Source organism: Microbulbifer mixtoriginis (SeqCode), from assembly GCF_052467235.1.
This window is the reverse complement of the sequence record NZ_CP174305.1, coordinates 1263374-1288171: the sequence shown is the minus strand read 5'-3', so window position 1 is coordinate 1288171 and position 24798 is coordinate 1263374. Positions and strand designations below refer to the sequence as shown.

Annotated in this window: 20 protein-coding genes and 3 tRNA genes; 14 read left to right on the top strand and 9 right to left on the bottom strand. The window is 55.0% G+C overall.

Features of this window, described 5'->3' with window-relative positions:
* The first annotated feature begins 74 nt into the window (after positions 1 to 74).
* The 14 genes from ubiM to ACJJIO_RS05680 all read left to right on the top strand — a co-directional run bounded on the left by ubiM (position 75) and on the right by ACJJIO_RS05680 (position 13424).
* On the top strand, positions 75 to 1241 hold the full coding sequence (ubiM, locus tag ACJJIO_RS05745; RefSeq protein WP_444910396.1) for a 5-demethoxyubiquinol-8 5-hydroxylase UbiM: 1167 nt from the start codon (positions 75 to 77) through the stop codon (positions 1239 to 1241).
* 274 nt (positions 1242 to 1515) lie between these two features.
* Positions 1516 to 1592 (top strand) — tRNA-Met (locus ACJJIO_RS05740).
* Between the two features lie 39 nt (positions 1593 to 1631).
* Positions 1632 to 1708, top strand: a tRNA-Met gene (locus ACJJIO_RS05735).
* A gap of 40 nt (positions 1709 to 1748) precedes the next feature.
* Positions 1749 to 1825 (top strand) — tRNA-Met (locus tag ACJJIO_RS05730).
* A 136-nt stretch (positions 1826 to 1961) separates the two neighbouring features.
* Positions 1962 to 2426: a ribosome maturation factor RimP gene (gene rimP, locus ACJJIO_RS05725; protein ID WP_252083179.1), complete on the top strand. Its 465-nt coding sequence runs from the start codon at positions 1962 to 1964 to the stop codon at positions 2424 to 2426.
* Between the two features lie 42 nt (positions 2427 to 2468).
* Positions 2469 to 3971: a transcription termination factor NusA gene (gene nusA, locus ACJJIO_RS05720; protein ID WP_444899942.1), complete on the top strand. Its 1503-nt coding sequence runs from the start codon at positions 2469 to 2471 to the stop codon at positions 3969 to 3971.
* 64 nt (positions 3972 to 4035) lie between these two features.
* On the top strand, positions 4036 to 6909 hold the full coding sequence (gene infB / locus ACJJIO_RS05715; RefSeq protein ID WP_444883900.1) for a translation initiation factor IF-2: 2874 nt from the start codon (positions 4036 to 4038) through the stop codon (positions 6907 to 6909).
* A gap of 90 nt (positions 6910 to 6999) precedes the next feature.
* The gene (rbfA, locus tag ACJJIO_RS05710) at positions 7000 to 7395 is read left to right on the top strand and encodes a 30S ribosome-binding factor RbfA (RefSeq protein ID WP_252083176.1); all 396 of its coding nucleotides are present in this window, start codon (positions 7000 to 7002) and stop codon (positions 7393 to 7395) included.
* 3 nt (positions 7396 to 7398) lie between these two features.
* Positions 7399 to 8340 carry a tRNA pseudouridine(55) synthase TruB gene (truB, locus tag ACJJIO_RS05705; RefSeq protein ID WP_252083175.1) on the top strand — a complete coding sequence of 314 codons (942 nt, stop codon included), beginning with the start codon at positions 7399 to 7401 and terminating at the stop codon, positions 8338 to 8340.
* 144 nt (positions 8341 to 8484) lie between these two features.
* The gene (gene rpsO, locus ACJJIO_RS05700) at positions 8485 to 8754 is read left to right on the top strand and encodes a 30S ribosomal protein S15 (RefSeq protein ID WP_252083174.1); all 270 of its coding nucleotides are present in this window, start codon (positions 8485 to 8487) and stop codon (positions 8752 to 8754) included.
* 263 nt (positions 8755 to 9017) lie between these two features.
* Positions 9018 to 11141 (top strand): polyribonucleotide nucleotidyltransferase, encoded by a 2124-nt coding sequence (gene pnp, locus ACJJIO_RS05695; protein ID WP_444899944.1) that lies wholly within the window; start codon positions 9018 to 9020, stop codon positions 11139 to 11141.
* 139 nt (positions 11142 to 11280) lie between these two features.
* Positions 11281 to 11931 carry a hypothetical protein gene (locus tag ACJJIO_RS05690; protein WP_444910395.1) on the top strand — a complete coding sequence of 217 codons (651 nt, stop codon included), beginning with the start codon at positions 11281 to 11283 and terminating at the stop codon, positions 11929 to 11931.
* On the top strand, positions 11924 to 12334 hold the full coding sequence (locus tag ACJJIO_RS05685; RefSeq protein WP_444910394.1) for a GFA family protein: 411 nt from the start codon (positions 11924 to 11926) through the stop codon (positions 12332 to 12334). Before ACJJIO_RS05690 ends, ACJJIO_RS05685 begins: the two co-directional genes overlap by 8 nt.
* 121 nt (positions 12335 to 12455) lie before the next feature.
* Positions 12456 to 13424: a zinc transporter ZntB gene (locus ACJJIO_RS05680; protein ID WP_444910393.1), complete on the top strand. Its 969-nt coding sequence runs from the start codon at positions 12456 to 12458 to the stop codon at positions 13422 to 13424.
* Between the two features lie 40 nt (positions 13425 to 13464).
* On the opposite strand, the gene ACJJIO_RS05675 is transcribed toward ACJJIO_RS05680, so the two are convergent.
* The 9 genes from ACJJIO_RS05675 to ACJJIO_RS05635 all read right to left on the bottom strand — a co-directional run bounded on the left by ACJJIO_RS05675 (position 13465) and on the right by ACJJIO_RS05635 (position 24786).
* Positions 13465 to 14502, bottom strand: coding sequence for an endonuclease/exonuclease/phosphatase family protein (locus ACJJIO_RS05675; protein WP_444910392.1), 1038 nt, complete (start codon positions 14500 to 14502; stop codon positions 13465 to 13467).
* 432 nt (positions 14503 to 14934) lie between these two features.
* On the bottom strand, positions 14935 to 15726 hold the full coding sequence (locus ACJJIO_RS05670; protein ID WP_444910391.1) for an acyl-CoA thioesterase: 792 nt from the start codon (positions 15724 to 15726) through the stop codon (positions 14935 to 14937).
* Positions 15727 to 15815: 89 nt separating this feature from the next.
* Positions 15816 to 16628: a 3-methyl-2-oxobutanoate hydroxymethyltransferase gene (panB, locus tag ACJJIO_RS05665; protein ID WP_252083167.1), complete on the bottom strand. Its 813-nt coding sequence runs from the start codon at positions 16626 to 16628 to the stop codon at positions 15816 to 15818.
* A 5-nt stretch (positions 16629 to 16633) separates the two neighbouring features.
* A complete protein-coding gene (locus ACJJIO_RS05660) occupies positions 16634 to 17320 on the bottom strand; it encodes a deoxynucleoside kinase (RefSeq protein ID WP_252083166.1) in 687 nt (228 codons plus the stop codon).
* A 108-nt stretch (positions 17321 to 17428) separates the two neighbouring features.
* Positions 17429 to 17905, bottom strand: coding sequence for a 2-amino-4-hydroxy-6-hydroxymethyldihydropteridine diphosphokinase (folK, locus tag ACJJIO_RS05655; protein WP_444903053.1), 477 nt, complete (start codon positions 17903 to 17905; stop codon positions 17429 to 17431).
* A complete protein-coding gene (pcnB, locus tag ACJJIO_RS05650) occupies positions 17905 to 19284 on the bottom strand; it encodes a polynucleotide adenylyltransferase PcnB (protein WP_252083164.1) in 1380 nt (459 codons plus the stop codon). The genes folK and pcnB overlap by 1 nt, the downstream gene beginning before the upstream one ends.
* Positions 19285 to 20140: 856 nt before the next feature.
* Positions 20141 to 21532 carry a sigma-54-dependent transcriptional regulator gene (locus tag ACJJIO_RS05645; RefSeq protein ID WP_252083163.1) on the bottom strand — a complete coding sequence of 464 codons (1392 nt, stop codon included), beginning with the start codon at positions 21530 to 21532 and terminating at the stop codon, positions 20141 to 20143.
* 127 nt (positions 21533 to 21659) lie between these two features.
* Positions 21660 to 24620 (bottom strand): ATP-binding protein, encoded by a 2961-nt coding sequence (locus ACJJIO_RS05640; RefSeq protein WP_444903052.1) that lies wholly within the window; start codon positions 24618 to 24620, stop codon positions 21660 to 21662.
* Entirely contained in the window at positions 24610 to 24786 is a 177-nt protein-coding gene (locus tag ACJJIO_RS05635) for a hypothetical protein (RefSeq protein WP_252083161.1), read from the bottom strand. The genes ACJJIO_RS05640 and ACJJIO_RS05635 overlap by 11 nt, the downstream gene beginning before the upstream one ends.
* Positions 24787 to 24798: the final 12 nt, after the last annotated feature.

Below are 24798 nucleotides of genomic sequence, written 5' to 3'. Positions count from 1 at the left end.
AGCTTCGATCGGTCGATAACAAAAGTTATTTATCACAAGCAGAAATTGAAGTGGGATGTTCTAGGGGGGGGAGGATGCTGCACACAGATGTCGCGATTGTAGGGGCGGGCCCTGCGGGTCTGGCTTTGGCGCTTATGCTGGCTGCTCGGGATTGCAGGGTAACGTTACTGGAGCGCCAGGATGATGAAATGCTGGCGTGTCCAGCGAACGATGGGCGGGAAATTGCGCTCACTCACAAATCCGTAAGATTGTTGCAGTCTCTAGGAGCCTGGCAGCGGCTGAAGCCCGAGGAGCAGAGTTCGCTGCAGTCTGCGCAGGTGGTGGATGGCGATTCCCCCTCTAGTCTGGACTTCGATACTCGGGGGCGAGGTCCACTGGGCTTTATTGTGCCCAATGCTGCAATTCGGCGGGTGCTTTATGAGGCGGTGCGTGAGGATAGCAATATACAGCTGCTGCCTAATAGTAAGGTGATTGGCACACGTTGCGAGACGAGTCGGCGACTGGTACAGCTTGAGGGGGGGCAGGTTGTTACTGCGGCCTTGTTGGTGGCGGCGGACAGCCGCTTTTCTGAGGTTCGTCGTATGGCTGGGATTGGCGCAGATATGCGCGACTTCGGCAGGGTTGCGGTGCTAGGTCCGGTGCGCACAGAGCGGGAGCATGGTGGCGTTGCCCGGGAGTGTTTTCGCTACGGTTCAACCCTTGCTCTACTGCCAATGTCCGATGCGCAAACCTGTTCGGCGGTAGTGACGGTATCCGCCAATTGTGCCGAGGAAATGATGGCCTACAGCGATAGGGAATTTGCGGCCCATGTGCAGAGAGAGAGCGCTGGGGCTCTTGGGGCTGTTGAGGCTTTCACTAGGCGCCATTGTTACCCGCTGGTGGCAGTTTATGCCCATCGATTTCTTGCTGAGCGCTTTGCCCTGGTGGGAGATGCTGCGGTGGGGATGCACCCCGTTACGGCGCACGGTTTTAACCTGGGCTTGGCCGGCGCGAATACTCTGGCTAGCCAATTGCATAATGTAACGCGGCTGTATCAGCCGGCGGGGCTCTCCCTTGCATTGTCTCGCTATCAGGATCAGCACCGTTTGGATTCGCACCCTATTTATACCGGTACTAACCGGGTTGTGGACCTTTTCACCGATGATCGACTGCCAGCGAAATTATTACGCAGAGCGATATTGCGTATCAGTGAACATTTTCCACCGGTACGGCGTGCCATAGTGCACCAGCTCACCCGCTAAACAGCAAGGCTTGATGTGGTGAATACACACAGGGCCGTGGCATTGGAAGTAAGAATCGGCATATGCAGTGGGCTGTATTTGCGGGATTTTCTTCCTTTTCTATACTGATCAGCGAGGTATATTCGAGGCTGTTCCCGACTGAAGGGGAAAACAAATGCCAATTGTGGCTTGACTCATGGGGACGCTAACCATAGAATGCGCAGCCTCTTGAGTGGTTGGGCTGGTCCCGCCGCAGGGAAACAAAGGTCAACCAGGCTTTGTTTCTCGGAGTTGTTGCGGGGTGGAGCAGCCTGGTAGCTCGTCGGGCTCATAACCCGAAGGTCGTAGGTTCAAATCCTGCCCCCGCTACCAATTTTGCTTTTAGCAAAAACTTTGATGTGCATTTGTTGTTGCGGGGTGGAGCAGCCTGGTAGCTCGTCGGGCTCATAACCCGAAGGTCGTAGGTTCAAATCCTGCCCCCGCTACCAATTTTGCTTTTCTATAAAAGCTTTGATGCGCATGTGTTGTTGCGGGGTGGAGCAGCCTGGTAGCTCGTCGGGCTCATAACCCGAAGGTCGTAGGTTCAAATCCTGCCCCCGCTACCAAATTTTGCATTCATGCATACTGGCTGCATGAATGTGCGGTCAAAGCCCCGTCAGGGGCTTTTTCGTATCTGCAAGAAAAGTTGCAGATAATTTTCGAAGTGGGCCGCAGGCCCATTTTTTGTATGTGGTGACGTAAATGGCGAGCAAACGCGAATTGCTGGAAGAACTTCTGGCGCCGGTGGTGGCATCGCTGGGGTGTGAACTGTGGGGGATCGATTATCAGACCCATGGTCGCAACGCGCTGCTGCGCATCTATATCGATTCTGAAAATGGCATAGGTGTGGAGGACTGCGAGAAAGTCAGTCGCCAGGCCAGTGCCGTACTGGATGTGGAAGACCCCATTAGCGGTAGATATACCCTGGAGGTCTCCTCCCCAGGACTAGACCGTCCCCTGTATAAGCTGGAGCAGTACGAGCGTTTTGCCGGTGCCCAAATCGAGGTGCGCCTGCGTATGCCGCTCGACGGTCAGCGCAAGTGGCGCGGCCTGCTGGCCGGTGTGGAAGGGGATGAAGTCGTTCTGCGCGTGGACAGTGAAAATGAATACCTGCTGCCGATCGACAGCATCGAGAAAGCAAATATTATTCCCCAATTTACCAAGTAACCTGTAGGAGCCTGAGCTCAGGCGATTTTGAGGCACAGTTGCATGAACAAAGAGATCTTGCTGGTAGCCGAGGCGGTATCCAACGAGAAGGGCGTTGACCAGGAGATTATTTTCCAGGCCATCGAAGCGGCATTGGCAACGGCCACGAAGAAGCGCTACGACGAAGATTCAACCATTGAGGTTATCATTGATCGTCGTTCGGGCGATTACGAGACTTTCCGCAGCTGGGAAGTAGTCGGTGATGAAGTCCTGGCGGAGCTGGGTACCCAGTTCACCCTGGAAGAAGCCCATGAAAAAGATGCTGAGCTGAAGGCCGGTGATATCTACCGCGAGCAGGTAGAGAATGTAGAGTTCGGCCGTATTGCCGCGCAGACCGCAAAGCAGGTTATCGTGCAAAAAGTACGTGAAGCCGAGCGCGCCAAAGTTGTAGACGAGTACCGCGATCGCGTAGGCGAGATGGTCAGCGGCACTGTGAAAAAAGTGACGCGCGACTTTATTGCTGTGGACCTGGGGAATAACGCCGAAGCGCGCCTGCCCCGCGACCAGTTGGTTGGCCGTGAAATTTTCCGACTCGGTGATCGTGTGCGCGCAATTCTGTTGGAAATCCAGCCGGAAGCCCGGGGCCCTCAGCTAATGCTGAGCCGCTCTTGCCCGGAAATGATTATCGAATTGTTCCGCATTGAAGTGCCGGAAATCTCCGAGCAGGTAATCGAAATTAAAGGCGCGGCCCGCGATCCCGGCCTGCGTGCAAAAATCGCAGTAAACACCAATGACGGCCGTATCGATCCTGTCGGTGCTTGTGTGGGCATGCGCGGTGCGCGTGTTCAGGCAGTCTCCAATGAGCTGTCTGGTGAGCGTGTAGATATCGTGCTGTGGGACGAAAATCCGGCCCAGTTTGTAATCAACGCCATGGCGCCGGCGGAAATTGAATCCATCGTTGTCGACGAAGACACCGGTTCTATGGATGTGGCGGTAGCTGAGGAAAATCTCGCTATGGCTATCGGCCGCAGTGGCCAGAATGTTCGCTTGGCTTCAGAGCTGACTCAGTGGCAAATCAATGTCATGAGTTCCGACGAGTGGCAGAATAAGCAGGAGGCTGAATCCAGCTCCATCATGCAGGTGTTTATCGATCGCCTGGATATTGATGAAGATGTCGCCGCTGTACTGGTGGAAGAGGGCTTTACCTCCCTAGAGGAAGTGGCTTACGTGCCCATCGAAGAGATGCTCGGAATCGAGGGCTTCGATGAGGATATCGCCGAAGAATTGCGCGCCCGAGCCAAGGATTCCCTGCTCACCCAGGCCCTGGCCTCTGAAGAAAAGCTGGATGCTTCTGAGCCCCAGGAAGATCTGTTGAATATGGATGGTATGGAGCGCCACCTGGCCTTCCAGCTGGCCAGCCGCGGTATTTCCACGATGGAAGACCTGGCGGAACAAGCGGTGGATGACCTGCTCGATATCGAGGGTCTCGATCAGGAGCGCGCCGCAGCGCTGATTATGAAAGCGCGTGAGCCCTGGTTTGCCGACGATGATGGCGAGCAGGCTTAAACACACCGCAACAAGTATTACGTATAAGTAACCCCCTCCGACCAAGTGACTTTTAGGAGAGAGAATGGCCGAAGTAACAGTTAGCGAACTCGCCAAATCGGTTGGTGCCACCGAAGACCGTCTGCTCAAGCAGATGAAAGAAGCGGGTTTGCCTCACACCTCTGCGAATGCAGTGGTGTCAGATGAGGAAAAGCAGGTCCTGCTCAGTTTCCTGAAAAGCAGTCACGGGGAGCAGGGCGCTAGCCCACGCAAGATCACCTTGAAGCGCAAGACCACAACCACGCTGAAAACCGGCTCTGGCACCGGCCGTAAAACTGTAAACGTGGAAGTGCGCAAGAAGCGCACTTATGTGAAGCGTCCACAGGCTGAGCTTGAAACAGGAGCTGGTACCGAGAGCGCTGCCGAGGTGGAAGAGGCTCTTCAGGGCGCGGATGCTACTGCTATCACAGAAGCGGAAGCCAAAGCAGCCGCTGAAGCTAAAGCAGCAGCGGAAGCCAAGGCTGCCGCTGAAGCTGAGGCCGCTCGTCGCGCTGCTGAGGAAGAGGAAGCACGTTTGAAGGCTGAGGCAGAGGCGAAGGCCGCTGCCGAGGCAGAAGAGAAGGCTCGCGCGGAAGCTGCCGCAGCGGAAGCCGCTAAAGAAGCACAGAAAGCCGATAATAAGGCAGAGGGTAAACCCGTAGATAATGTAGCGAAAAAGGCGGAACCCGCCGCACCCATCCGCTCAACGTATGTAGACGATATTGAGGCGATGCGTATCGCCGCGATGGAGCGTCGCAAGCAGCAGGCTGAGCAAGAGAAGCGCGAGTTAGAAGAGAAGAAGGCGAAAGTAGAAGCCGACCGACGCGCCGCCCAAGAGAAAAAAGAGAAGGCTGCTCAGGCCTCTCAGGCTGCTAAGGCGAAGCCCACCAAAGCTACGGAGAAAACCGAAGAGGTTAAACCCTCTTTGCGCCGCAAGCTAGAAGCCGCCCCAAGCGAAGCTGCTCGTGCTGAGGACGAGCCCCGCAAGCGTCGAGGTCGTCGCTCCAAGTCCGGCCCGAAGAAGTCCAGCAAAACCTCTCTGTACGAGCAGGCACTGGAAGTATTTGAGGAAGATGAAGCCAGCAAGCGCAGCACGCGCTCCCTGTCTCGTCCGAATCTGAAAATTAAACCGACTCATGGGTTTAAACGGCCCACGGAGAAGCAGGTGTACGAAGTACAGTTGGGCGATACCATCACCGTCGCAGAACTGGCCAAGCAGATGAATGTGAAGGCTGGGGAGCTGATCAAGCGCCTGATGAAAATGGGCGAGATGGCTACCATCAACCAGAGCCTGGACCGTGAGACTGCACAGTTGATCATCGAGGAAATGGGCCACAAAGTCGTAATGCGCTCCGAGACCGAGCTGGAAGACAGCTTGGTGGCGCATGCCAAGGCTCAAGAGGGCACCGAGGTTACCCGCGCACCGGTAGTAACCGTAATGGGGCACGTCGACCACGGTAAAACCTCTTTGCTCGACTATATCCGCAAGACCAAGGTGGCTTCTGGTGAGGCTGGTGGTATTACCCAGCATATCGGTGCCTACCGAGTGAAAACCAGCCAGGGCGAGATCGCCTTCCTAGATACTCCGGGACACGCCGCCTTTACTGCCATGCGTGCCCGCGGTGCTCAGGCCACCGACGTGGTAATCCTGGTAGTGGCCGCCGATGATGGCGTTATGCCGCAGACCGAGGAAGCCGTGAATCACGCCCGCGCCGCCGGTGTACCGCTGGTTGTTGCCGTGAACAAGTGCGACAAAGAAGCCGCGGATCCCGATCGCGTGAAAAATGAGTTGGCCGCAAAAGACGTAATCCCAGAAGACTGGGGCGGCGATACCCAGTTCATCAACGTATCCGCGCATACTGGCCAGGGTATTGATGACCTCCTGGAAGCGGTGTCCCTACAAGCGGAAATGCTGGAGCTGAAGGCCAAGGTAAATGTACCGGCCACTGGCGTTGTGATTGAGTCCCGCCTGGAAAAAGGCCGCGGTGTTGTTGCTACCCTGCTGGTGCAGAATGGCGAATTGAAGCGCGGCGACATTATCTTGGCTGGTCAGAGCTATGGTCGCGTACGTGCCATGACCAACGAGCACGGCAAGCAGGTGAAGGAAGCTGGTCCGTCCACCCCAGTAGAGCTGCTGGGTCTGGATTCCACCCCGAATGCCGGTGACGAGTTCATGGTGGTTGCCGATGAGCGCAAGGCCCGTGAGGTGGCTGAACAGCGCGCTGACAGCGAGCGACGCGATCGTATGCAGCGCCAGCAGGCAGCCAAGCTGGAAAACATGTTTGCGGATATGGAAGCTGGCGAGCGCAAGGTGCTGCCGGTTGTCATCAAGGCCGACGTGCGTGGTTCCCTGGAAGCTATTCTGGGTGCACTGGCGGATATCGGTAACGAAGAGGTTTCTGTAAATGTAGTCTCCAGTGGTGTGGGTGGTATCGCCGAGAACGATATCAACCTGGCACTGACCTCTGGTGCTATCGTACTGGGCTTTAACACCCGTGCCGATGTTGCAGCGCGTAAAACTGCAGAGACCGAAGGCGTAGAGATTCGCTACTACAGCGTGATCTACAACCTGCTCGACGAAGTGAAGCAGGCACTGTCTGGTATGCTGGAGCCGGAAGTTCGCGAAGAGATTGTGGGTATTGCCCAGGTTCGCGATGTATTCCGCTCACCGAAGTTTGGCGCGATTGCCGGTTGTATGGTTACCGAGGGTACCGTTTACCGCAACAAGCCGATCCGCGTGCTGCGCGACAACGTTGTAATCTACCAGGGCGAGCTGGAATCCCTGCGCCGCTTCAAAGACGATGTGCAGGATGTGCGCAACGGTATGGAGTGTGGTATCGGGGTGAAGGACTACAACGACGTTAAGTCCGGTGACCAGATCGAAGTTTACGATATCGTCAAGGTTGCCCGCGAACTGTAAAGCGTTCCGGCACCTAGTGAAGGAAAACCCGCGCGGCTTTGGCCGTGCGGGTTTTCCTGTCTTTAAACCGCCATTCTCAATAGGTAAACAATGGCAAGAGAATTCCAACGCGCCGACCGCGTCGCCGATGCTATGCGTCGCGAGCTGGCCCAGCTGATTCAGCAGGAAGTGCGCGACCCGCGTCTGGGCATGGTCAATATCAACGATGTTGAAGTCAGCCGTGATCTGACCACCGCAAAAGTGTTTGTCACCTTTGTGGGTGAGGACGACCGCAGTAAGATCAATACCTCGATGGAAGTGCTTAACAAGGCCGCAGGTTTTCTGCGCAGCCAGTTGGCGCGCGCCATCCAGATACGCACCATCCCGCGTCTGTATTTCCGCTACGACGAGACCTCGGTGCGCGGCCAGGAGCTCTCCGCTCTGATCGACAAGGCGGTGCGCGCCGATCGCAAGCACCAAGACGACAGCGACTCTAACGAAGATTGATCCATGGGCCGCAGACCAAAATGGGGCCGGCCGGTTCACGGCGTGCTGTTATTAAACAAGCCCGCCGGTATTACCGCCAATGACGCCCTGCAGAAAGCCAAACGACTCTTTTTTGCCAATCGCGCCGGTCATACCGGGGCCTTAGATCCACTGGCAACCGGTGTGCTGCCGATCTGTCTTGGCGAAGCCACCAAGTTTTCCCAGTACCTGCTCGATGCTGACAAGCGTTACCGCAGCACCTTTGTCTTCGGTATGACCACTGCCAGTGGCGATGCCGATGGTGATGTACTGGAAACCAAAGATGCTTCCGGTTTGACCGAAAAAGCAGTGCTCAAGGCCATGGAAGCCTTTCGCGGCAGCATCAAACAGGTGCCCTCCATGTATTCCGCCCTTAAGCACAAGGGGCAGCCCCTATATAAGCTGGCGCGCCAGGGCTTGGAAGTGGAACGCGAAGCGCGTGAAGTGGAAATTTTTGAGTTTGAACTGCTGAGCTTTACGCCGGGCGCACAGCCTCGTGCGGAAGTTGAGGTGCACTGCTCCAAGGGAACCTATATTCGCAGTATTGCCGAGGACCTGGGTCAAGCTCTGGGTGTAGGCGCCTATGTGGAAGTACTGCACCGCAGTGCCGCCGGCCCCTTCGATGAAGCCGACGCAGTGACCCTGGATGAGCTTACAGAAGAACGCGGTGAAGATAAGGCAGAAGTGCTTGATCACCACTTGTTGCCGATGGATTCTCCAGCGTCTTCACTGCCCAAACTCGTCCTGCCGGACGACTCTGGTTACTATGTGCGTCAGGGGCAACCGGTAATGGATTTGCAGGTCTACCGTATCGGTACAGAAGGTGATATGGTGCGCCTCTTCCTGGAAAACGGTGATTTTCTGGGCGTAGGAGAAATTACCGACGAAGGGTGCGTGGCACCACGACGTCTGGTAAGTGGCACCTGAATGGAAGCTGCTTTTTGGTGAAAGCCAACATTCGGTAACCCGCAAGGTGCCCGCGCGGCGCAGCCGCATTCACGATTAGCTGGTCTGTAAATATGCACGGGCCAGCCGAATCTTTTAAAGCATATTACGACGAGGTAATTCGTTATGGCACTGTCTGCAGTTGAAAAAGCAGCCATCCTGAAAGAGCACGGCCAATCTGAAGGCGATACCGGTTCTCCGGAAGTCCAGGTAGCCCTGCTGACCGCTAACATCAACAAACTGCAGGGTCACTTCTCTGCGCACAAGCAGGATCACCACTCTCGTCGTGGTCTGATCCGCATGGTAAACCAGCGCCGTAAGCTGCTGGACTACCTGAAGCGCAAGGATCTGAATCGTTACGCACAGCTGATCGCCAAGCTCGGCCTGCGTCGCTAAGACCCTGGAATGCCCGCCTCTGGCGGGCATTCTTTTTTAATGCTTGCTGAAAAGTGGCCTTACTGTCATTTTTCAGAAGTCGCACTGCACAGGCCGGCGGAAAACAACCCGAGCTGGATGTGTAGTGTTTGCACCGGCCACCCCAGGTCGGTGGTGGCACATCCCCGTGCCGCCTCGGGTGAGGCTTTCGGAACTCTCTCCCGGGCAACTATGTAGGGGTTACTGGAATGGGCCAGTAACCGTAAGGAAATAGGAAAAAACTAGTGAATCCAGTAAGCAAAACTTTCCAATACGGACAACACCAAGTCACCATCGAGACCGGCCGCATCGCGCGCCAGGCAACCGGTGCTGCCCTGGTTAGCATGGGTGAGACCGTCGTCCTGTGTACTGTTGTCGGCGCTAAAGAAGCCAAGCCAGATCAGGGCTTCTTCCCGTTGTCCGTGCATTATCAAGAAAAAGCCTACGCGGCTGGCAAAATTCCCGGTGGTTTCTTCAAGCGTGAAGGCCGTCCGTCTGAAAAAGAAACCCTGACTTCCCGTCTGATCGATCGCCCGATCCGCCCGCTGTTCCCGAATGGCTTTATGAACGAAGTTCAGGTGATGTGTACCGTTCTCTCCGCTGAGAAGGACATGGATCCGGATATCGCTGCCATGATCGGCACTTCTGCAGCGCTGTCTGTTTCCGGTATTCCTTTCGCAGGCCCAATCGGTGCTGCGCGCGTGGGTTACACCCAGCAAGACGGCTACCTGTTAAACCCGGGTTATGAAGCTCTGAAGACCTCCGAGCTGGACATGGTCGTTGCCGGTACCAAAGACGCTGTGTTGATGGTGGAATCTGAAGCGCAAGAGCTGCCGGAAGACATCATGCTCGGTGCCGTACTCTACGCACACCAAGAGATGCAGGCCATCATCAAGGTTTGTGAAGAACTGAAAGCGGAAGCGGGCAAGCCCCAATGGGACTGGCAGGCACCTGCAGAAAATACCGAGCTGAAAACTGCCCTGGAAGGTCAGTTCGGCGAGAAGGTTGCCGAAGCCTACCGCATCACCAACAAGCAAGAGCGCAGCACCCGCCTGGCGGAACTGCGCAGCGAAGCCGCTGAAGCCCTGGCTACTGAAGAAATTAGCGCCGATTTGGTAAAAAGCTACTTCGGCAAGCTGGAGAAGAAACTGGTGCGCGGCGCTGTAGTGCGCGGCGAGCCCCGTATCGACGGTCGCGACAGCAAAACTGTACGCTCGATCGCAGTGGAAGTTGGTGCTCTGCCCAAGTCCCACGGCTCTGCGTTGTTCACCCGTGGTGAGACCCAGGCTCTGGTAGTGGCTACCCTCGGTTCCACTGGCGATGCACAGATCATCGACGCCCTGGAAGGTGAGCGCAAAGACTACTTTATGCTGCACTACAACTTCCCTCCCTACTCTGTAGGTGAAGCGGGTCGTGTAGGTGCTACCGGTCGTCGCGAAATCGGTCACGGCCGCCTCGCTCGTCGCGGTATCGCTGCAGTTCTGCCGAGCCCGGACAGCTTCCCCTACACCGTACGTGTGGTTTCCGAGATCACTGAATCCAACGGTTCCAGCTCCATGGCTTCAGTATGTGGTTCCAGCCTGGCGCTGATGGATGCGGGTGTTCCGCTGAAGGCACCGGTAGCCGGCATCGCTATGGGTCTGGTGAAGGAAGACGAAGGCTATGCGGTTCTGACCGATATCCTCGGTGACGAAGACCACCTCGGCGATATGGACTTCAAAGTAGCGGGTACCGCCTCTGGTGTAACCGCGCTGCAGATGGACATCAAGATCGAAGGTATTACCGAAGAGATCATGGAAACCGCTCTGGAGCAGGCCCTGCACGCACGTCTGCACATCCTCGCGGAAATGAACAAGGTGATCGACTCTTCCCGTACCACCGTGAATGAGAACGCACCGCGCTACGCGACCCTGAAGATCCATCCGGACAAGATCCGCGACGTGATCGGTAAGGGTGGTGCGACTATCCGCTCCATCACTGAAGAGACCGGCGCCTCCATCGATATCGAAGATGACGGCACTATCAAAGTCTTCGGTGAAGACGGTGAGAGCCTGGAAGCGGCGGTAACCCGCATCGAGGAGATCACTGCGGAAGCTGAGATTGGCGCTATCTACGAAGGTACCGTGGTACGCATCGTAGACTTCGGTGCATTCGTTAACTTCCTGCCGGGCAAAGACGGTCTGGTGCATATCTCCCAGATCGCTGAAGAGCGTGTAAATGCCGTAACCGATTACCTGAGTGAAGGTGAGAAGATTAAGGTTAAGGTGCTCGACGTTGACCAGCGCGGACGTATCAAACTGTCCATCAAGGAAGCCAAGGCTGACCAAGCCGCTTCCGAAGAGGCGAAACAGGGTTCCGAAGAGGCGTAAACCTCTCGAGCTGATGAAGCCTGAAAAAACCCGGCCCAGTGCCGGGTTTTTTTGTAGCTTTTCAAAGTGGCTTCACACGGAATAAAGGCACTTGCCCCAGGGATTTTTCGGTTAGAATTTGTCGAAAAAGGGGAAAATTTTGCACAACTACTGGCTTCTCGATGCACTCCTTGGTCTCGCTAGCCTACTGGTTGCCAACCAGTATTGGTATCTCACCCGCGCGCGCTTTCAATCGGCAGCTCTGATAATCGTGGCCGCCCTGATGATTATGGCCCTGGCCGCCCTGGTGGGCGCTTATCGCTATGGCATCGATCCCGGAGTGACAGAGCTGCATCGGGCACTTGCGCAGATCTCCGGTTTTGCCTCTTTCCTGTTGATCGGCATAGGTCTTGCCTGGGCACGTCTGGAAATCTCTTGGGGCCGAGATACTCGCGCGCCGGCTTATCTGGTAATGGTTTTGATATTGGCTGGGGCAATTGGTCTCGCGCAAAGTAGCAGCATGTCAGCCCTTACAGTGATCGACCTCTTTTCTACTGTGGGGCTGGTACTGTGGTTATTGGTAGCATTATTGGAGCTGATAGCGCCGCGCCGGCTCAAGCGCAACCAAGCCCTGGTAATTGGCGCTGGTGCACTGTTAGTGGTGTTCAATGGGCTCTTTATTGGCACCGGAGCTTCACGACTGTTGGGCCTTGCCCGTACTAATTGGTTCCACCTACTTCTTGCCCTCTCAATTTTATCCCTATTGTGGGCACGTCCATTATTTAATCTGGATCAATCTAATAATGAGTGAAGTTACCTTGCCACTGCAGGGCGGTTGCCACTGTGATGCTGTGCGCTTTCGTGCGATACATCGTCGCCAAAATGGAGAGCCGCTGGTGGCGCACGCCTGTAATTGCTCTATGTGCGAAAAGGTGGGTTACTTACATCTGATCGTACCTGCGGCAAACTTCCAGCTGGAGCGGGGAGAGGAAGCCCTCACTTGTTACACTTTTAATACGGGTGTGGCAAAACACTATTTTTGTCGTCATTGCGGTGTAAAGCCCTTTTACATACCGCGCTCCAATCCCGATGGTTACAGCCTCAATGCGCGTTGTCTCGATATTGTGCCGCAGGAATTAGAGGTCGAGCCATTTGATGGGCAAAACTGGGAACAGAATGCTGCCGGATTAGCGCACTTGAGTCAGGCCGAGTAATCCGTATGCGTTATGTCTGGATGTTCTTGTAACTTAATTTTGTTTGTTGGGTGAGGTTTAAGAGCGCTCCTATGGGGTGCAATTTTTTAAATGAAAGTTCAGTAAATGGAAGTCTATGTCCATGGAATCTGAGCACGTTCGTGCAACCTTGCTCGATCGAAATGGATCGGGCCGAGAAGTGGCTTGGCCGGAGGTGGAGTCTTGGCATCCCCGCCAGGGGGTGTTGTGGCTCCATTTTGATAGTGCTTGCGAAGAGGTTTTAACTTGGATAAGCGATAGTAGTGAATTGCCTACTGTGGTTAAAGAAGCATTGCTGGCCAAAGAGGTGCGACCGCGTACCCTGGCTGTAGGTGATGGATTATTTCTAGCTTTGTGTGGAGTCGATCCAAAGCATAAAGCACGGAGAGAGAGCCGGGTCTCTATTCGAATATGGGTGGAAGAGAATCGTGTCATCAGTATTGGTAAGAGACGCCTGTTGGCCGAGGAGGATTTGATCTCCCGGTTGTGCAGTGGTTGTGGGCCACGGGGGACAGCGGCATTGGTAGTGTCCCTGGCAGATTTACTCGTGCTGCGTATGGGAGACCGGGTTGATGACTTTGAGGAAAAGGTCGATGAACTTGAGGATCAATTACTCGAATGGTCGGTGAAAGATCTGGGGGCGAACCTGGTTCAGTTTCGTAAGAGGACAATAGCATTGCGCCGATACCTCTGCCTACAGAGGGAGGTTTTAACTCGTATGCAGCAGGAGTCGGCTCCCTGGTTTGATGAAGGGAGCCATATCCTACTAGCGGATATTAATGAGCGCCTGCAGCGGCATATCGATGATATAGATACAATTCGTGAACGGGCGGCAATTGCTCAGGAGGAACTACTAAGCCGTAGCTCCGAACAGCTGAATAGTCGTATGTATGTATTGTCGATGGTTGCAGCAATTTTCCTGCCTCTGAGCTTTTTAACTGGATTGTTTGGAATTAATGTTGGTGGGATTCCATGGGCTCAAGCTCGAGAGGGATTCTTGGTATTTTGTATTTTGTTAGTAGCTGCACTTGCCGGACAAATCGCCTTTTTTTATTGGAAAAAATGGCTCTAAGGCTCCCTCCACGTTGCAGTGGAAGGAGCCCTTTTAGGGATTAGTTTTTAACCCAGGAAAAATCTACAAAAACTGGGTCGTGGTCGCTTAACCCAGAATAAGTTGCAGAACCGATAAAATAATCAGTGACTTCCAGTGTGTAGTTGGGATTATTGTTGATGATTACTACATGGTCTGTGTCATTTTGTAGCTCATCGGAGCAGGCTTCCAGGCTGGTGTCATTGCCAGAGAGCATATATTGGCAGGCGTGCTTACCGCCGGTTTTTTCGAAAAAGGCCTTCCAGGTTTGGTAGTTAACGCCGCGCCAGCCATCATCATTTTCATCGAATGCCATATTGAAGTCCCCTGCCAAAATAACAGTGGCATTATTTGAGTGGGAGACAATCATATCGGCGATTTGATCAAGTTGCTTTGCCTTGGCGTTTAGGTCGGCATCTTGATGGCCCGCATCCATGTGGGTGTTATAAATATGTACATGATAGTTCTCCGTCACTTCAACGTTGGCCACGGTGAAACCTTTCTCGGTATCACAATCGTTGCCTGAGCATTTATCAAAAGTTTCCTCTTCATAAGTGGCAAAGGAATAATCGTTATCGTCGCGATTGTCCCGGTCAAAGGGGAATTTGGAAAAAGTCAGCAAGCCGTTACCAAAAGAGGTGCCGCCACCTTTCCAGTGTTTTGAACGATAGGGAACCGTATCGTTGCTCAGTTTGTCATCGTCATCCAGGAAGTTGGCTTTGGTTTTACTCCACACCTCCTGCATTAACCAGAGATCCTTGGGGTCGTCATTAAAAGTGCGGATAATTTGTTTGAAATCTGACTTACTGTTGCCACCAATACATTGTAAAAATCCATCCATGTTATACACCATCATGTCAAAGTTGCCTGAGTTGGCATCTTCGAAGCTGGTGTCACCATACTCGTAGCCATCCAGATCTTTTGAGCCCGTGTCATCCACATCATCGATAAATTCGAACCAGTTGCATGAGGTGATCGCATCCCATACATCTTCAAAATCTGCTGCGCTAGCGGGATAGCTGATCAGTAGAGCAAGGGATATACAGATTTTTCTTATCATTTTTTATTCTCCATGGTTCTTATCGCCGGTGGATTGAAATTAAAAAGGCGAGGCCTTTTTGTCTCGGTCTTTGATTTTTCGAGGGTGGGATGATGGATAGCGTAGATTACAAATTGGAGTAAGGAAGGTTTTTTTTATTTTATTTTTTACTTTAATTGACGTTAATTTGTACGCTTTGCCAGGAAAATACCCAGCGTCAGAAAAGTTAGACACTAACAGGCCGGTCAGTTGAGATTATCCTGACAATAAAGCGGCGCCAGCTACACGATTGCTCACAGGTTTTTCTGCATCAGTATTTTCTGGTTGGCAATTAAGTAAAGAACTTAGTCGCAGAGCACTTTCTTTAACTTTATTAGAATATGGCCCTGCGTGGTATTGGGTGTGGTTTCTATATGGCGCGCCTAAAAGAAGGGAAGTCAGTAGTGAGTTTGCTTAAGCAAAAATAGTCACCATTTGCCGGGATAAAGCGACGAGTCTGCCCGCGTTATCCCAAAGGCGCGCCTGGATCACCGCATAGCCATCTTCAGCCTGCTCCACCTCTGCCAAATATTGCCACCAATCCGATGCGCTGCGTTGTGGTAGCGGTTCCATCAGCTCCAGCGTCCAGGTGAGCGAGCTGGCCGGTGCTGGAACTTTTAGCATCGGTAGAGTAGCTGGTGGCCAGGCGTCGATGAGTGTGAGTAGATGGCTAATACCTACAGTAGATTCGCTGCCGTCTTTGAAACGCACCCAACCACCCAGTTGCCGCTCCGTGGTGCCGCTGAAGGGGAGTTGGCCACGAGCGATGCGATAGTCATATTTCTGAGTGAATTCTGGCACCACACCCTCGATATAAGGTAGGGCGATACATTTATCCGGGCTGGCAAACTCAGGAGCGGCAGGGGTGTCGACTTTAACGGAGGATTCCCTGCTGCTGCCAAAACTGGCAAGTCCAGCGAGTACAGTCGCGTTATTTTGCAGTAATTGGCCCTGCACCTGGGTGACAGAGCGGCCTGCGCGCAGTAGCTGCGCTTCGACTTTTACCGCATCCGCGCTAACCGGGCTGACGAAGGAGAAGGTGAGTGAGCGTAAACTGCTTTCTGCAATCACCTCCGCTGCCATTTTCTCATAGAGCATGGCAGCAACCAGGCCGCCAAAAGTAGCGCGGCCCTGGCTCCAGCCTGTCGGTACCACATTGGCGCCATGTTTATCGCGCCAATCAAGGAGAAGTTCATCAAAAGTCATAGTGTTACCGCTGGGAGAGCGGGCTTTGTGCAGTCCGCGGGAGGAGATGTCTGGGCCACTGCACTGTCGTTAAGTGGCCCCGTAGAAACTTAATTGAAAGTGTGGCTGTCTTCTGGGAATACGCCGAGTTTAACGTCCCCTGCATACTTGCGCAGGGCACCGGGGATATCGCCGGCCTCCACTAAAAAGTTCTTGGAAAATTTCGGCGGCTGTTCGGTAAGGCCAAGGATATCGTTGATAACCAGGACTTGGGCATCGGTATCGCGCCCAGCGCCGATGCCGATTGTGGGCATGGAAACTGATTCTGTGATGCGTTTGGCCAGGGCGCTGGGCACGCATTCGAGCACGAGCAGATCGGCGCCAGCCTGATCTAGGAGGATCGCATCTTCCAACATTTGTTCGGCGTGTTTTTCGTCGCGCCCCTGAACCCTATAGCCGCCCAGCTTGTGAACGGACTGAGGAGTGAGCCCCAGGTGAGCACAAACAGGGATACCGCGGTCTGTCAGCATTTTGACTGTGTCGGCAAGCCAGGCGCCGCCCTCAATCTTCACCATATGGGCGCCAGCCTGCATGATACGGGTGGCGTTTGTGAGCGCTTGCTCCGGTGTGGCATATGTCATAAATGGCATATCACCCATGATCAGGGATTTTTTATTGCCCCTTGCCACTGCTTCCACGTGGTAGATCATCTGTTCCATGGTGACCGGCACTGTGCTGTCGTAGCCCAGTACGGTCATACCGAGGGAGTCGCCTACCAGCACGGTTTCCACTCCGGTTTTCTGCGCCATGGCCGCCATGGGCGCATCGTAGAGGGCGACGGTAATAAATTTCTCGCCGTTCGCTTTCATTTTGCGCAGGGTTTGCACGGTAACGAGCTTTTCTAATTCTGAAGGTGCATACATAGCGGTTAACTTCCTGGGTTGTAGTAATGACGGCCCTTGGTGACGGTGAGCATATACTCCACCAGTTGTTGGTAATCCTCGGGGCTATCGACGATATCGATTTCCTCACTGTTGACAATCAACAGCGGTGAGCTGTCGTAAAAGTGGAAAAATTGCGTGTAGGCGTCATTGAGTGTGGCCAGATATTCGGTGCTGATAACGCGTTCAGCTGGGACGCCTCGATTGCGGATACGAGCCTGTAGGACTTCCAGTGGGGCCTGTAAATAAATAACCAAGTCGGGCTTGGGGGCCTCTAGTGTGAGGTGCTGAAATACCTGTTGGTAGAGCGCGAGTTCATCCGCGTCCAGCGTGACTTGGGCAAACAGTTGGTCTTTCTCGATAAGAAAGTCTGCCACCCGCACGGGTTCAAACAAATCATCCTGGCGCAGGGCCTGAATCTGTTGAGAGCGTTGCAGCAAAAAATGTAACTGGGTGGGTAGTGCGGCGTTTTTGGGGTCGCGATAGAAGCGTTCGAGAAAGGGGTTTTCCTCGGGTAGCTCCAACAGAGTGTCGTAATTGAAGGTACAGGCCAGTTTTTTGGCGAGGGTAGTTTTGCCCACTCCGATATTACCCTCAACGGCAATAAATTTCGGTGGCGTTCTCTCCGGCTGGCCAAACTCACACGAACTGGTTTCGCTGTTGTCGATAACCACGTGCTTGACTCCTCTGGTTGGGGCGTCTTCCCTGATGGGTTACAGGCGCCAAAATACTATCAAGCGGGGCGGCCAGTCGAGTACTTTTAGCGCTGTATTTGAGGCTGTTTAGAATTTCTCCAGGCGGTTTTGTGGGCAATCCTGCAGCAACTGTTGCAATAGCTCCCCCGATGGCAGTTGCAATTGTGGATCGAGCTCAGCGAGTGGCTGCAGTACAAAATTGCGCTCAGCCATACGCGGGTGCGGTACCTGCAGACGCGTCTCGTCTAATTGCTGTTCGCCAAACAAAAGTACATCCAAATCGAGGGTTCGCGCTCCCCAGCGCACCGAGCGCTCGCGCCCGTGAGCCTGCTCAATCGTTTGCAGCTGGTCGAGTAACTCAATGGGCGTTAGTGCGCACTCCAGCTCAGCCACGGCGTTGACATAATCTGGCTGCTCGCCAGGGCCTATGGGCGCACTGTGATAAAAGCTGGAGCAGCGCAGCAGGCGGCAGTCGGGGATTTCCTCCATAGCCGCCAGGGCACTGCGCAGCTGCTTCTGTGGCTCAGACAGATTACTGCCGAGCCCGATAAAAACCCTTTCCATTATTCGGCAGCCTTTGGCTTGCGTCGGCGTCCGCCACGGGAATTGCGGCCACGTCGATTGTTGCCGCCGCTGCGCTGGAGTTTGCGCACCATTTGCTGGCGTTGTTCATCATCGGCTTGCTGAAAGTCGGTCCACCAGTTACCCAGACCGGGTTCAATTTCTCCACACTCTTCGCGCAATAGCAGGAAGTCGTAAGCGGCGCGGAAGCGGGGGTGCTCCAGCTGGCGCTGGGCGCGACTGCCGCCGCGTTGTGGCAGGCGATGCTGGAGATCCCATATCTCGCGCATGGGGATAGAAAAGCGCTTGGGAATAGCGGTGTGGGCCAGTTGGTTACTGGTAATTTTTTGAGCCGCCTGGGCCAGTGCCGGCGCCGGTGGAATCCCTTTCTCGATGAGCTTTTTCTGCTCCTCGTCCACAGCCGGCCACAACAGGGCAGCGTATAGGAAGGCGGGGGTCACGCGCATATCAGCCTGGATGCGCTGGTCGGTATTACGAAGGGCGCGCTTTGTCAGCTCCAGTGCTGCGGGGTTCTTTTCAATTTGGGCTGCATTATCTGGGAACAGGTGCTGCCACAGATGATAGCGGCGCAATAGTTCGAAAGTGCGCTCGCCCTGGCCGCTCATCAGCAGTTTGAGGATCTCGTCAAACAAGCGCGCGGGGGCGATATTGCGCAGTAGAGGAGCCAGCTCTTTTAGCGGGGCCTCGGTAGCGGGTTCGATGGCAAAATCCAGTTTGGCTGCGAAGCGCACCGCACGCAGCATCCGCACAGGGTCTTCTTTATAGCGGGTAGCGGGAGCCCCGATCATGCGGATCAGGCGATTATTAATGTCCTCAACACCCCCGGTGTAGTCGTGAACAGCGAAGCCATCGGTGGTGTAATAGAGAGCATTGACTGTAAAGTCGCGGCGCATGGCATCGCTTTCCAGGTCGCCGTAGACGTTGTCGCGCAGCAACATACCGTGTTCGGATTGTTTTGCTTCGTGCGTCTCGCCATCGCTGTGGTGGCCCCGAAAAGTGGTGACCTCAATAACCTCGCGGCCAATACGAGCGTGCAGGATTCGAAAGCGCCGACCGACAATGCGTGCGCCGCGAAACAGTACTTTAGCCTGTTCTGGTGTAGCGTCAGTGGCAACATCGAAGTCTTTGGGGTGGCCGCCGAGCATTAGATCCCGCACGCCCCCCCCGACAATGTACGCTTGGTAACCTGCTTCCTGTAGGCGTTTCATGACCGTTAGGGCTGCGCGGCTGATATCCCGGCGGGATATATTGTGGTCGTTGCGGGCGATAACCCTGGGGCCTTTCTTGGCCGGCTTGCGCCAGCGTTTGATACTACTAATCAAATTATTGAGCATACGGCTGTCTGTCTTGACTGCTGCCATCTGTTGGTGACCGAAAATGCCCTGTTGGTGCTGAGGCCACATCTCCGGTGGCGACAGGCATTACACCTGCACTTTCCTCCCCAACGAAGTTGGGGCATGTTGTTGCACTACTGGGGCCTCTGTACCTGGGCGGGCCCAGGGGGCGAAGTCCAAAACAGGGGGCGGCAATGGCATCTGCTGTCAGTGTGGAGGACTCGCTGGCGCGATTCTAACACACGCAAAGCAATGCGCCCGCAATCTGCGGGTGCCGGAAAGTTGGGGAAAAGTTTGGGAATTATTATTACAGGTATGAAGGCAGCGGCTTCCTTGCGCTCTTAATTTGCTATCAAGCAAACACCCTCTCCCAGGTATAAATCAGTCAGTTTGCAACGCGCTTGTTGTTATTTTTATTCTTCTTTCGAAATTATTGTTATTGTTTATTGTTGTTCTTGCGGTTTTGGCCACTCATTGCTTTTGTTATCGGCCGCCCCATTATTTTTATTGTGTTTCGCCCACTTATTTTGAGTAGTTATAGGGCTTTTAACGGTCATTTATTTTTATTGTTGGCCGTTTTTAATTTTTGTACTAAGAGTAAAGCATTTAGTGTGCCAACTTTTAAAAACCCTTATAAATCAACAGCTTATAATCTTTACGAAAATTGATGGAACTTTTCTGGGTGGCATTGCGTTACGTAAGGTGCGGCAACTGTTACTTGAGGTAGGTCTTGGGTAACACTTCCCTCTGTTACCGGTGATGTAACAAAGTGGGACAGCGGTAATGGACGCGGCTAAAGCCTGTTGAAGAGAAGTTTAAGGGGCTACTTGTTAAGGAAGTGTGGCGTAGGTGAGGGAGGGGGCTCAGCCCCCAAGAAAGTTGATCAGGCTTCGGCAACCGCGCTGCGGCGGGTTTTCTTGCGGGGAATGCCCAGTTTTTGGCGGCGCTCCCACAGGCACTTGCGGCTGACCCCCAGCTTTTTCGCCAGCTCGGTCTCGCTCATGGTGTCCTGGTGCTCGATTACGAAGCGAGCGAAGTAGTCCTCCAGCGAGAGATCCTCGCGGGGATCAGTATGCAGGCTGCGCGGGCGAGGCTCGCCGATGGCCTCCTCCACGGGGACCAGGTCCAAGTCTATATCTAGGGTTTTGTGGTCGATTTCCCGGCTGTCACGGTCGGTGAGGATGACCGCGCGTTGTATGGCGTTCTCCAGTTCGCGAACGTTACCAGGCCAAGTGTACGTGGTGACTGCCTGAACTGCCTCGGGAGAGAGGCGCAGCAGTGGGCGCTCAATTTTGGTGCAGAACTTTTCCAGAAGGTGCTCTGCCAGTGCAAGGACATCGCGGCCGCGCTCGCGCAGCGGTGCCAGAGTCATCTGCACCACGTTGATGCGGTAGTAAAGGTCTTCGCGGAACTTGCGTTCAGCGGCGAGTTGACGCAGGTTGCGGTGGGTGGCCGTAACCAGGCGCACATCCACTTTGTGCGACTCGATAGAGCCAATCGGGCGCACCTCCCCCTCTTGTATCACCCGCAATAGCCGTGCTTGAGCCTCTAGCGGGAGTTCACCGATTTCATCGAGAAACAGGGTACCGCCATCAGCGGCGGCAACCAGTCCCTCGCGGGCACTCTGGGCGCCGGTAAAAGCGCCTTTTTCGTAACCAAACAGCTCCGATTCGATCAATGTCTCAGGAATGGCGGCACAGTTGACCGAGATCAACGGCTTGCCAGCGCGGCGGCTCTCTTCATGGATAGCTTTGGCCACCAGCTCTTTACCGGTGCCGGTTTCTCCATGTACCAGTACGGTGGCGTCTGTGGGTGCCACTTTGTGAATGCGCCTGTAGAGTTCGCGCATAGCCATGCTGTCGCCAATCATTCCGGCGATAGTGCCTGGGTTACTTTTATCCAAAGGCGCTTGGGCGCGACTTTGTTCGGCCTTGCCGATGACGCGGCGCACGGTGGCGAGCATCTCGTCGTGGTCGAATGGCTTGGCGATATAGTCCGCGGCGCCCATGCGCATGGAGTCCACAGCGGAGCGCAGGCTGGCGTAACTGGTCATGATCAATACCGGTACTTCACCGGCATGTTTGAGCAAGTCGGTGCCCGGTGCACCGGGTAGGCGCAGGTCTGAGATAACCAGGTCAACTTCATTGACCCGGTGCTTACTAAGGGCCTCCCTAACTGAGCCCGCCTCACTGACCTTATATCGGTGCCGCTCTAACAGTTTGCGCAGCGCCGTTCGAATAATGGCTTCATCTTCGACGATCAGGATGTGGCTCATATGTTACGCCTGGTTACAAAATGCTCAATAAACGCCTAGTTTTACCCGGCCGCCGTTTCGATGCAACTCAAAAACGGATAACCGGGTTATTTTTGCCCAGTTCCTGGCCGGTTTGCCGGCTGGAGTCTTAGCCTGCCAAGGGCAGCTGTACAGTAAATCTGGCGCCGCGGCCGGTCTCCGGATTGGCTGGGCTCTCCAGTTCTAGCTGCCCTCCGTGCTCCTCAACAATGCTGTACACCATGGCCAAGCCCAGGCCTGTACCTTCTCCGGGTTCCTTGGTCGTGAAGAAGGGTTCCAGAATACGCTCGCGGTGTTGGGCAGAGATACCGGGGCCGTCGTCGGTGACTGACACACAGGCACAACCTTTGGCTTCTCGACCTTCAATGCGGATGAGCCCGCCATCCGGGCTGGCGTCGCGGGCATTGCTGAGCAGGTTGATAAATACCTGGATCAGACGCTGGTTATCCCCGGGGGCGATCAGATCTGCTGGGACTGCATTTTCGAAGCGCACCTCGGTTTTATCCCGTTGCAGGGATAGCAGGTGCACCGCTTCCTGCACACAGGCGTAGAGGTCTACCGGAGCCCGCTCGCTCTCTTGGCTGCCACTGTGAGAGAAATTCACCAGTGAGTGTACGATGCGGCTGATGCGCTGGGTCTGGCTGAGGATTTGGTCGGCGGTTTCCAGCACTTCCGGGTTGTCGCAATCGAACTGGAGGTTCTGTGCCAGGCAGGCGATGCCGGTCACTGGGTTGCCCACCTCGTGGGCGACACCGGCGGCGAGGCGTCCTACCGAGGCCAGGCGCTCGCTGTGAATCAGCTCCTGCTCCAGAGTCTGGGTCTCGGTGATGTCCTCGAGCAGTAACATCTGCCCATCGCCTCGCTGGTTGCGGGCCCGCCCGCTGCGGCTGCGTTTCTGCCGGGTTTTGTGCAGGTTGAGCCAGTGGCTGTTGCCGCCGAGACTGACTTGCTGCTTGAAGCGGCTGGCATCGCTGGATTCGGCAAACTCCGCGAGCAGACTCCGCCAGGGCTCTGCCAGATATTCCAGCTTGGAGCCAATTACCTCAACGGCGGCAATCCCGGTGAGATCCTGCATGGCGTAATTCCACAACAGTATCTCGCCGTCGCGCCCCAGGGAGCAGGCGGCCATGGGCAGCTCCTCCAGCATTTGCCGGTGGTACAGCCGCAAATTGTTTAGCTCTGCGGCCAGCCCGGTCAGCTGGTGCTTGTAACGCCCCAGGCGTGTCTCAATCAGGTGGATATCCTTGTTGGCCGGTTGATCGCTGTTCTGGAAGGGAAAGTGGCGATCGATAATCTGGCCGGCCAGTACCCGTCCGAGCAGTCCGGACAGGTTGGATTCAATACGATTGCGCAGCTGGCGCAGGGCGTAGGGGCGACGCTCGTTATCGGGCAGGTTGAGCTGATTGAGGGCGCGCTTCACTTCGGTGTTGGCGGTGGCCGCCCCTAGGCTCTCCGCCAGGCGCAGGCGAAAGTCCGCTGCGGACTGCACATCGAGCCCCAGGCGCAGAGCCTGGGCGATGGTGTCGTCACTGCATAGGTCGGCGGCATATTGCTCCAGGCTGCTCGTTGACGTGAACAGTGAGAGGCTGACGAATAGGAGTATGTTGACACCGAGAGACAGGGTAGTGACCTGGGTCCAGATGGACATGCCCAGGGGTATCTGCAGAGAAGTACCCGGTAGGGTAATACCGGTTAGTTCGAACACCGATGGCAGCAACAGGCCGCAACCCCAGATCAACATCCCCGCCAGAAGTCCGCCAATCAGTCCGCGTCGATTGCCTCGCGGCCAGTGAATAACAGCGAAGATACCCGGTAGGAATTGAAGGGAACCGATAAAGGCCAGCAGGGCTAAATCCGACAGGGTTAGGCGATTGTCCAGCAGCAGATAAAAAGCAAAACCCGCAATAAACAATGCAGCGATTAAAGCGCGACGCAGCCACACCAACTGGCGGTACATATTGTCTTCGGAGTCCCAGCGAGTGCCCGGTAGCAGCCAGTGATTCATGACCATGGTAGATAATGCCAGGGTGATCATAATCAGTGCGCCGGTTGCGGCGGAGAGCCCGCCGATAAAGGCCAGTGTTGTGAGCAACGCTGAGCCACTGGCACGCGGCACCGCCAGCGAGAAGTACTGTACCGGTTCAGCCACATCCAGGGCGAAGCCCGCCCACATAATCGGAAAGATCGGCAGCGCCATTAGCAACAGGAAAAGCGGAAAACCCCAGCTGGCGGTGCGCAGGGCCTGACCGGTGGGGCGCTCGGCGATGCTGAGGTAAAAGATATGTGGCATGGCCACGGCAGTAGCGATAAAGACTAACAGCAGCGTATGCGAGGAGCCCTGTTCAATGGGGGTGTAGAGCAGCTGCTGCATATCATTGTTTTCCAGCAGCCACTGGTCGAGCCCCGAGAAACCGCCGAACACACCGTAAACGGCATAACCACCGACCGCGGTCAGTGCCACCAGTTTAACCAGGGATTCCAGTGCCATGGCACTGGCGAGGCCCTCACCGCGCTCGCGGGTGGCGCCGTACATACTGGTGAAGACTGCCAACAGCACACAGTAGAAAAAGGCGATCAGGTTTTTACTGGAAACACCACTGTCGGGTAGGCCGAGGGCAGCGACGCTGTCTCGTGACAACAGTGCCAAGGTTTCCGACACCGCCTGGATCTGTAGGGCGACCAGTGGTAGCAGCGCCAATAGCATAAACAGGGTGGCCAGGGTGCCCACCTGGCGGCTGTGGTAGCGGAAAACCAGTAGATCTGCGGGGGAGTAGAGCTGGTAGCGTTGGGCCAGGCGCGCCAGGGGCTCCAGTGCCACTGGCGCAAATAAGAACATGGCACCGGTGCCCAGGTAGTAGGCAAGCACCCCGTAGCCGTATTGCCAGGCGAGGTCGACAATGCCATAGAACGTCCAGGCGGATAGAGAGACCCCCAGCGAGAGTACGTACACCAGTGGATGGCGCACCCAGCGTGCGGGCAGCCAGCCCTTGGAAGTGGCGAAAGCGACAAAGAACAAGGTAGCGATATAGGCAACCCCGATCAGGGCGATATGGGCGATCTCAAAGCTCATTCGAGTTGCGCCTCCACTGGATAAAAATCGCCAGCAGGATCAAAACGAACCAAAGGATAAAGGGCCGGTACCAGGCGCCAACGGGGTTGATCATCCAGGTAAATATGGTGGGGGAGAACACATAGCCCACCAGCACGAGCAGGATTAGCAGGGTGCGGTTGCTCATAGGTTGTTATGT

Coding starts and splice junctions, on each gene's coding strand:
- rbfA (WP_252083176.1), top strand. CDS start 7,000: ATGGCAAGAGAATTCCAACGCGCCGACCGCGTCGCCGATGCTATGCGT.
- nusA (WP_444899942.1), top strand. CDS start 2,469: ATGAACAAAGAGATCTTGCTGGTAGCCGAGGCGGTATCCAACGAGAAG.
- ACJJIO_RS05645 (WP_252083163.1), bottom strand. CDS start 21,532: ATGAGCCACATCCTGATCGTCGAAGATGAAGCCATTATTCGAACGGCG.
- panB (WP_252083167.1), bottom strand. CDS start 16,628: ATGTATGCACCTTCAGAATTAGAAAAGCTCGTTACCGTGCAAACCCTG.
- ACJJIO_RS05675 (WP_444910392.1), bottom strand. CDS start 14,502: ATGATAAGAAAAATCTGTATATCCCTTGCTCTACTGATCAGCTATCCC.
- ACJJIO_RS05670 (WP_444910391.1), bottom strand. CDS start 15,726: ATGACTTTTGATGAACTTCTCCTTGATTGGCGCGATAAACATGGCGCC.
- ACJJIO_RS05685 (WP_444910394.1), top strand. CDS start 11,924: ATGAGTGAAGTTACCTTGCCACTGCAGGGCGGTTGCCACTGTGATGCT.
- folK (WP_444903053.1), bottom strand. CDS start 17,905: ATGGAAAGGGTTTTTATCGGGCTCGGCAGTAATCTGTCTGAGCCACAG.
- pcnB (WP_252083164.1), bottom strand. CDS start 19,284: ATGGCAGCAGTCAAGACAGACAGCCGTATGCTCAATAATTTGATTAGT.
- rpsO (WP_252083174.1), top strand. CDS start 8,485: ATGGCACTGTCTGCAGTTGAAAAAGCAGCCATCCTGAAAGAGCACGGC.
- infB (WP_444883900.1), top strand. CDS start 4,036: ATGGCCGAAGTAACAGTTAGCGAACTCGCCAAATCGGTTGGTGCCACC.
- rimP (WP_252083179.1), top strand. CDS start 1,962: ATGGCGAGCAAACGCGAATTGCTGGAAGAACTTCTGGCGCCGGTGGTG.
- ACJJIO_RS05635 (WP_252083161.1), bottom strand. CDS start 24,786: ATGAGCAACCGCACCCTGCTAATCCTGCTCGTGCTGGTGGGCTATGTG.
- ACJJIO_RS05680 (WP_444910393.1), top strand. CDS start 12,456: ATGGAATCTGAGCACGTTCGTGCAACCTTGCTCGATCGAAATGGATCG.
- ACJJIO_RS05640 (WP_444903052.1), bottom strand. CDS start 24,620: ATGAGCTTTGAGATCGCCCATATCGCCCTGATCGGGGTTGCCTATATC.
- ubiM (WP_444910396.1), top strand. CDS start 75: ATGCTGCACACAGATGTCGCGATTGTAGGGGCGGGCCCTGCGGGTCTG.
- truB (WP_252083175.1), top strand. CDS start 7,399: ATGGGCCGCAGACCAAAATGGGGCCGGCCGGTTCACGGCGTGCTGTTA.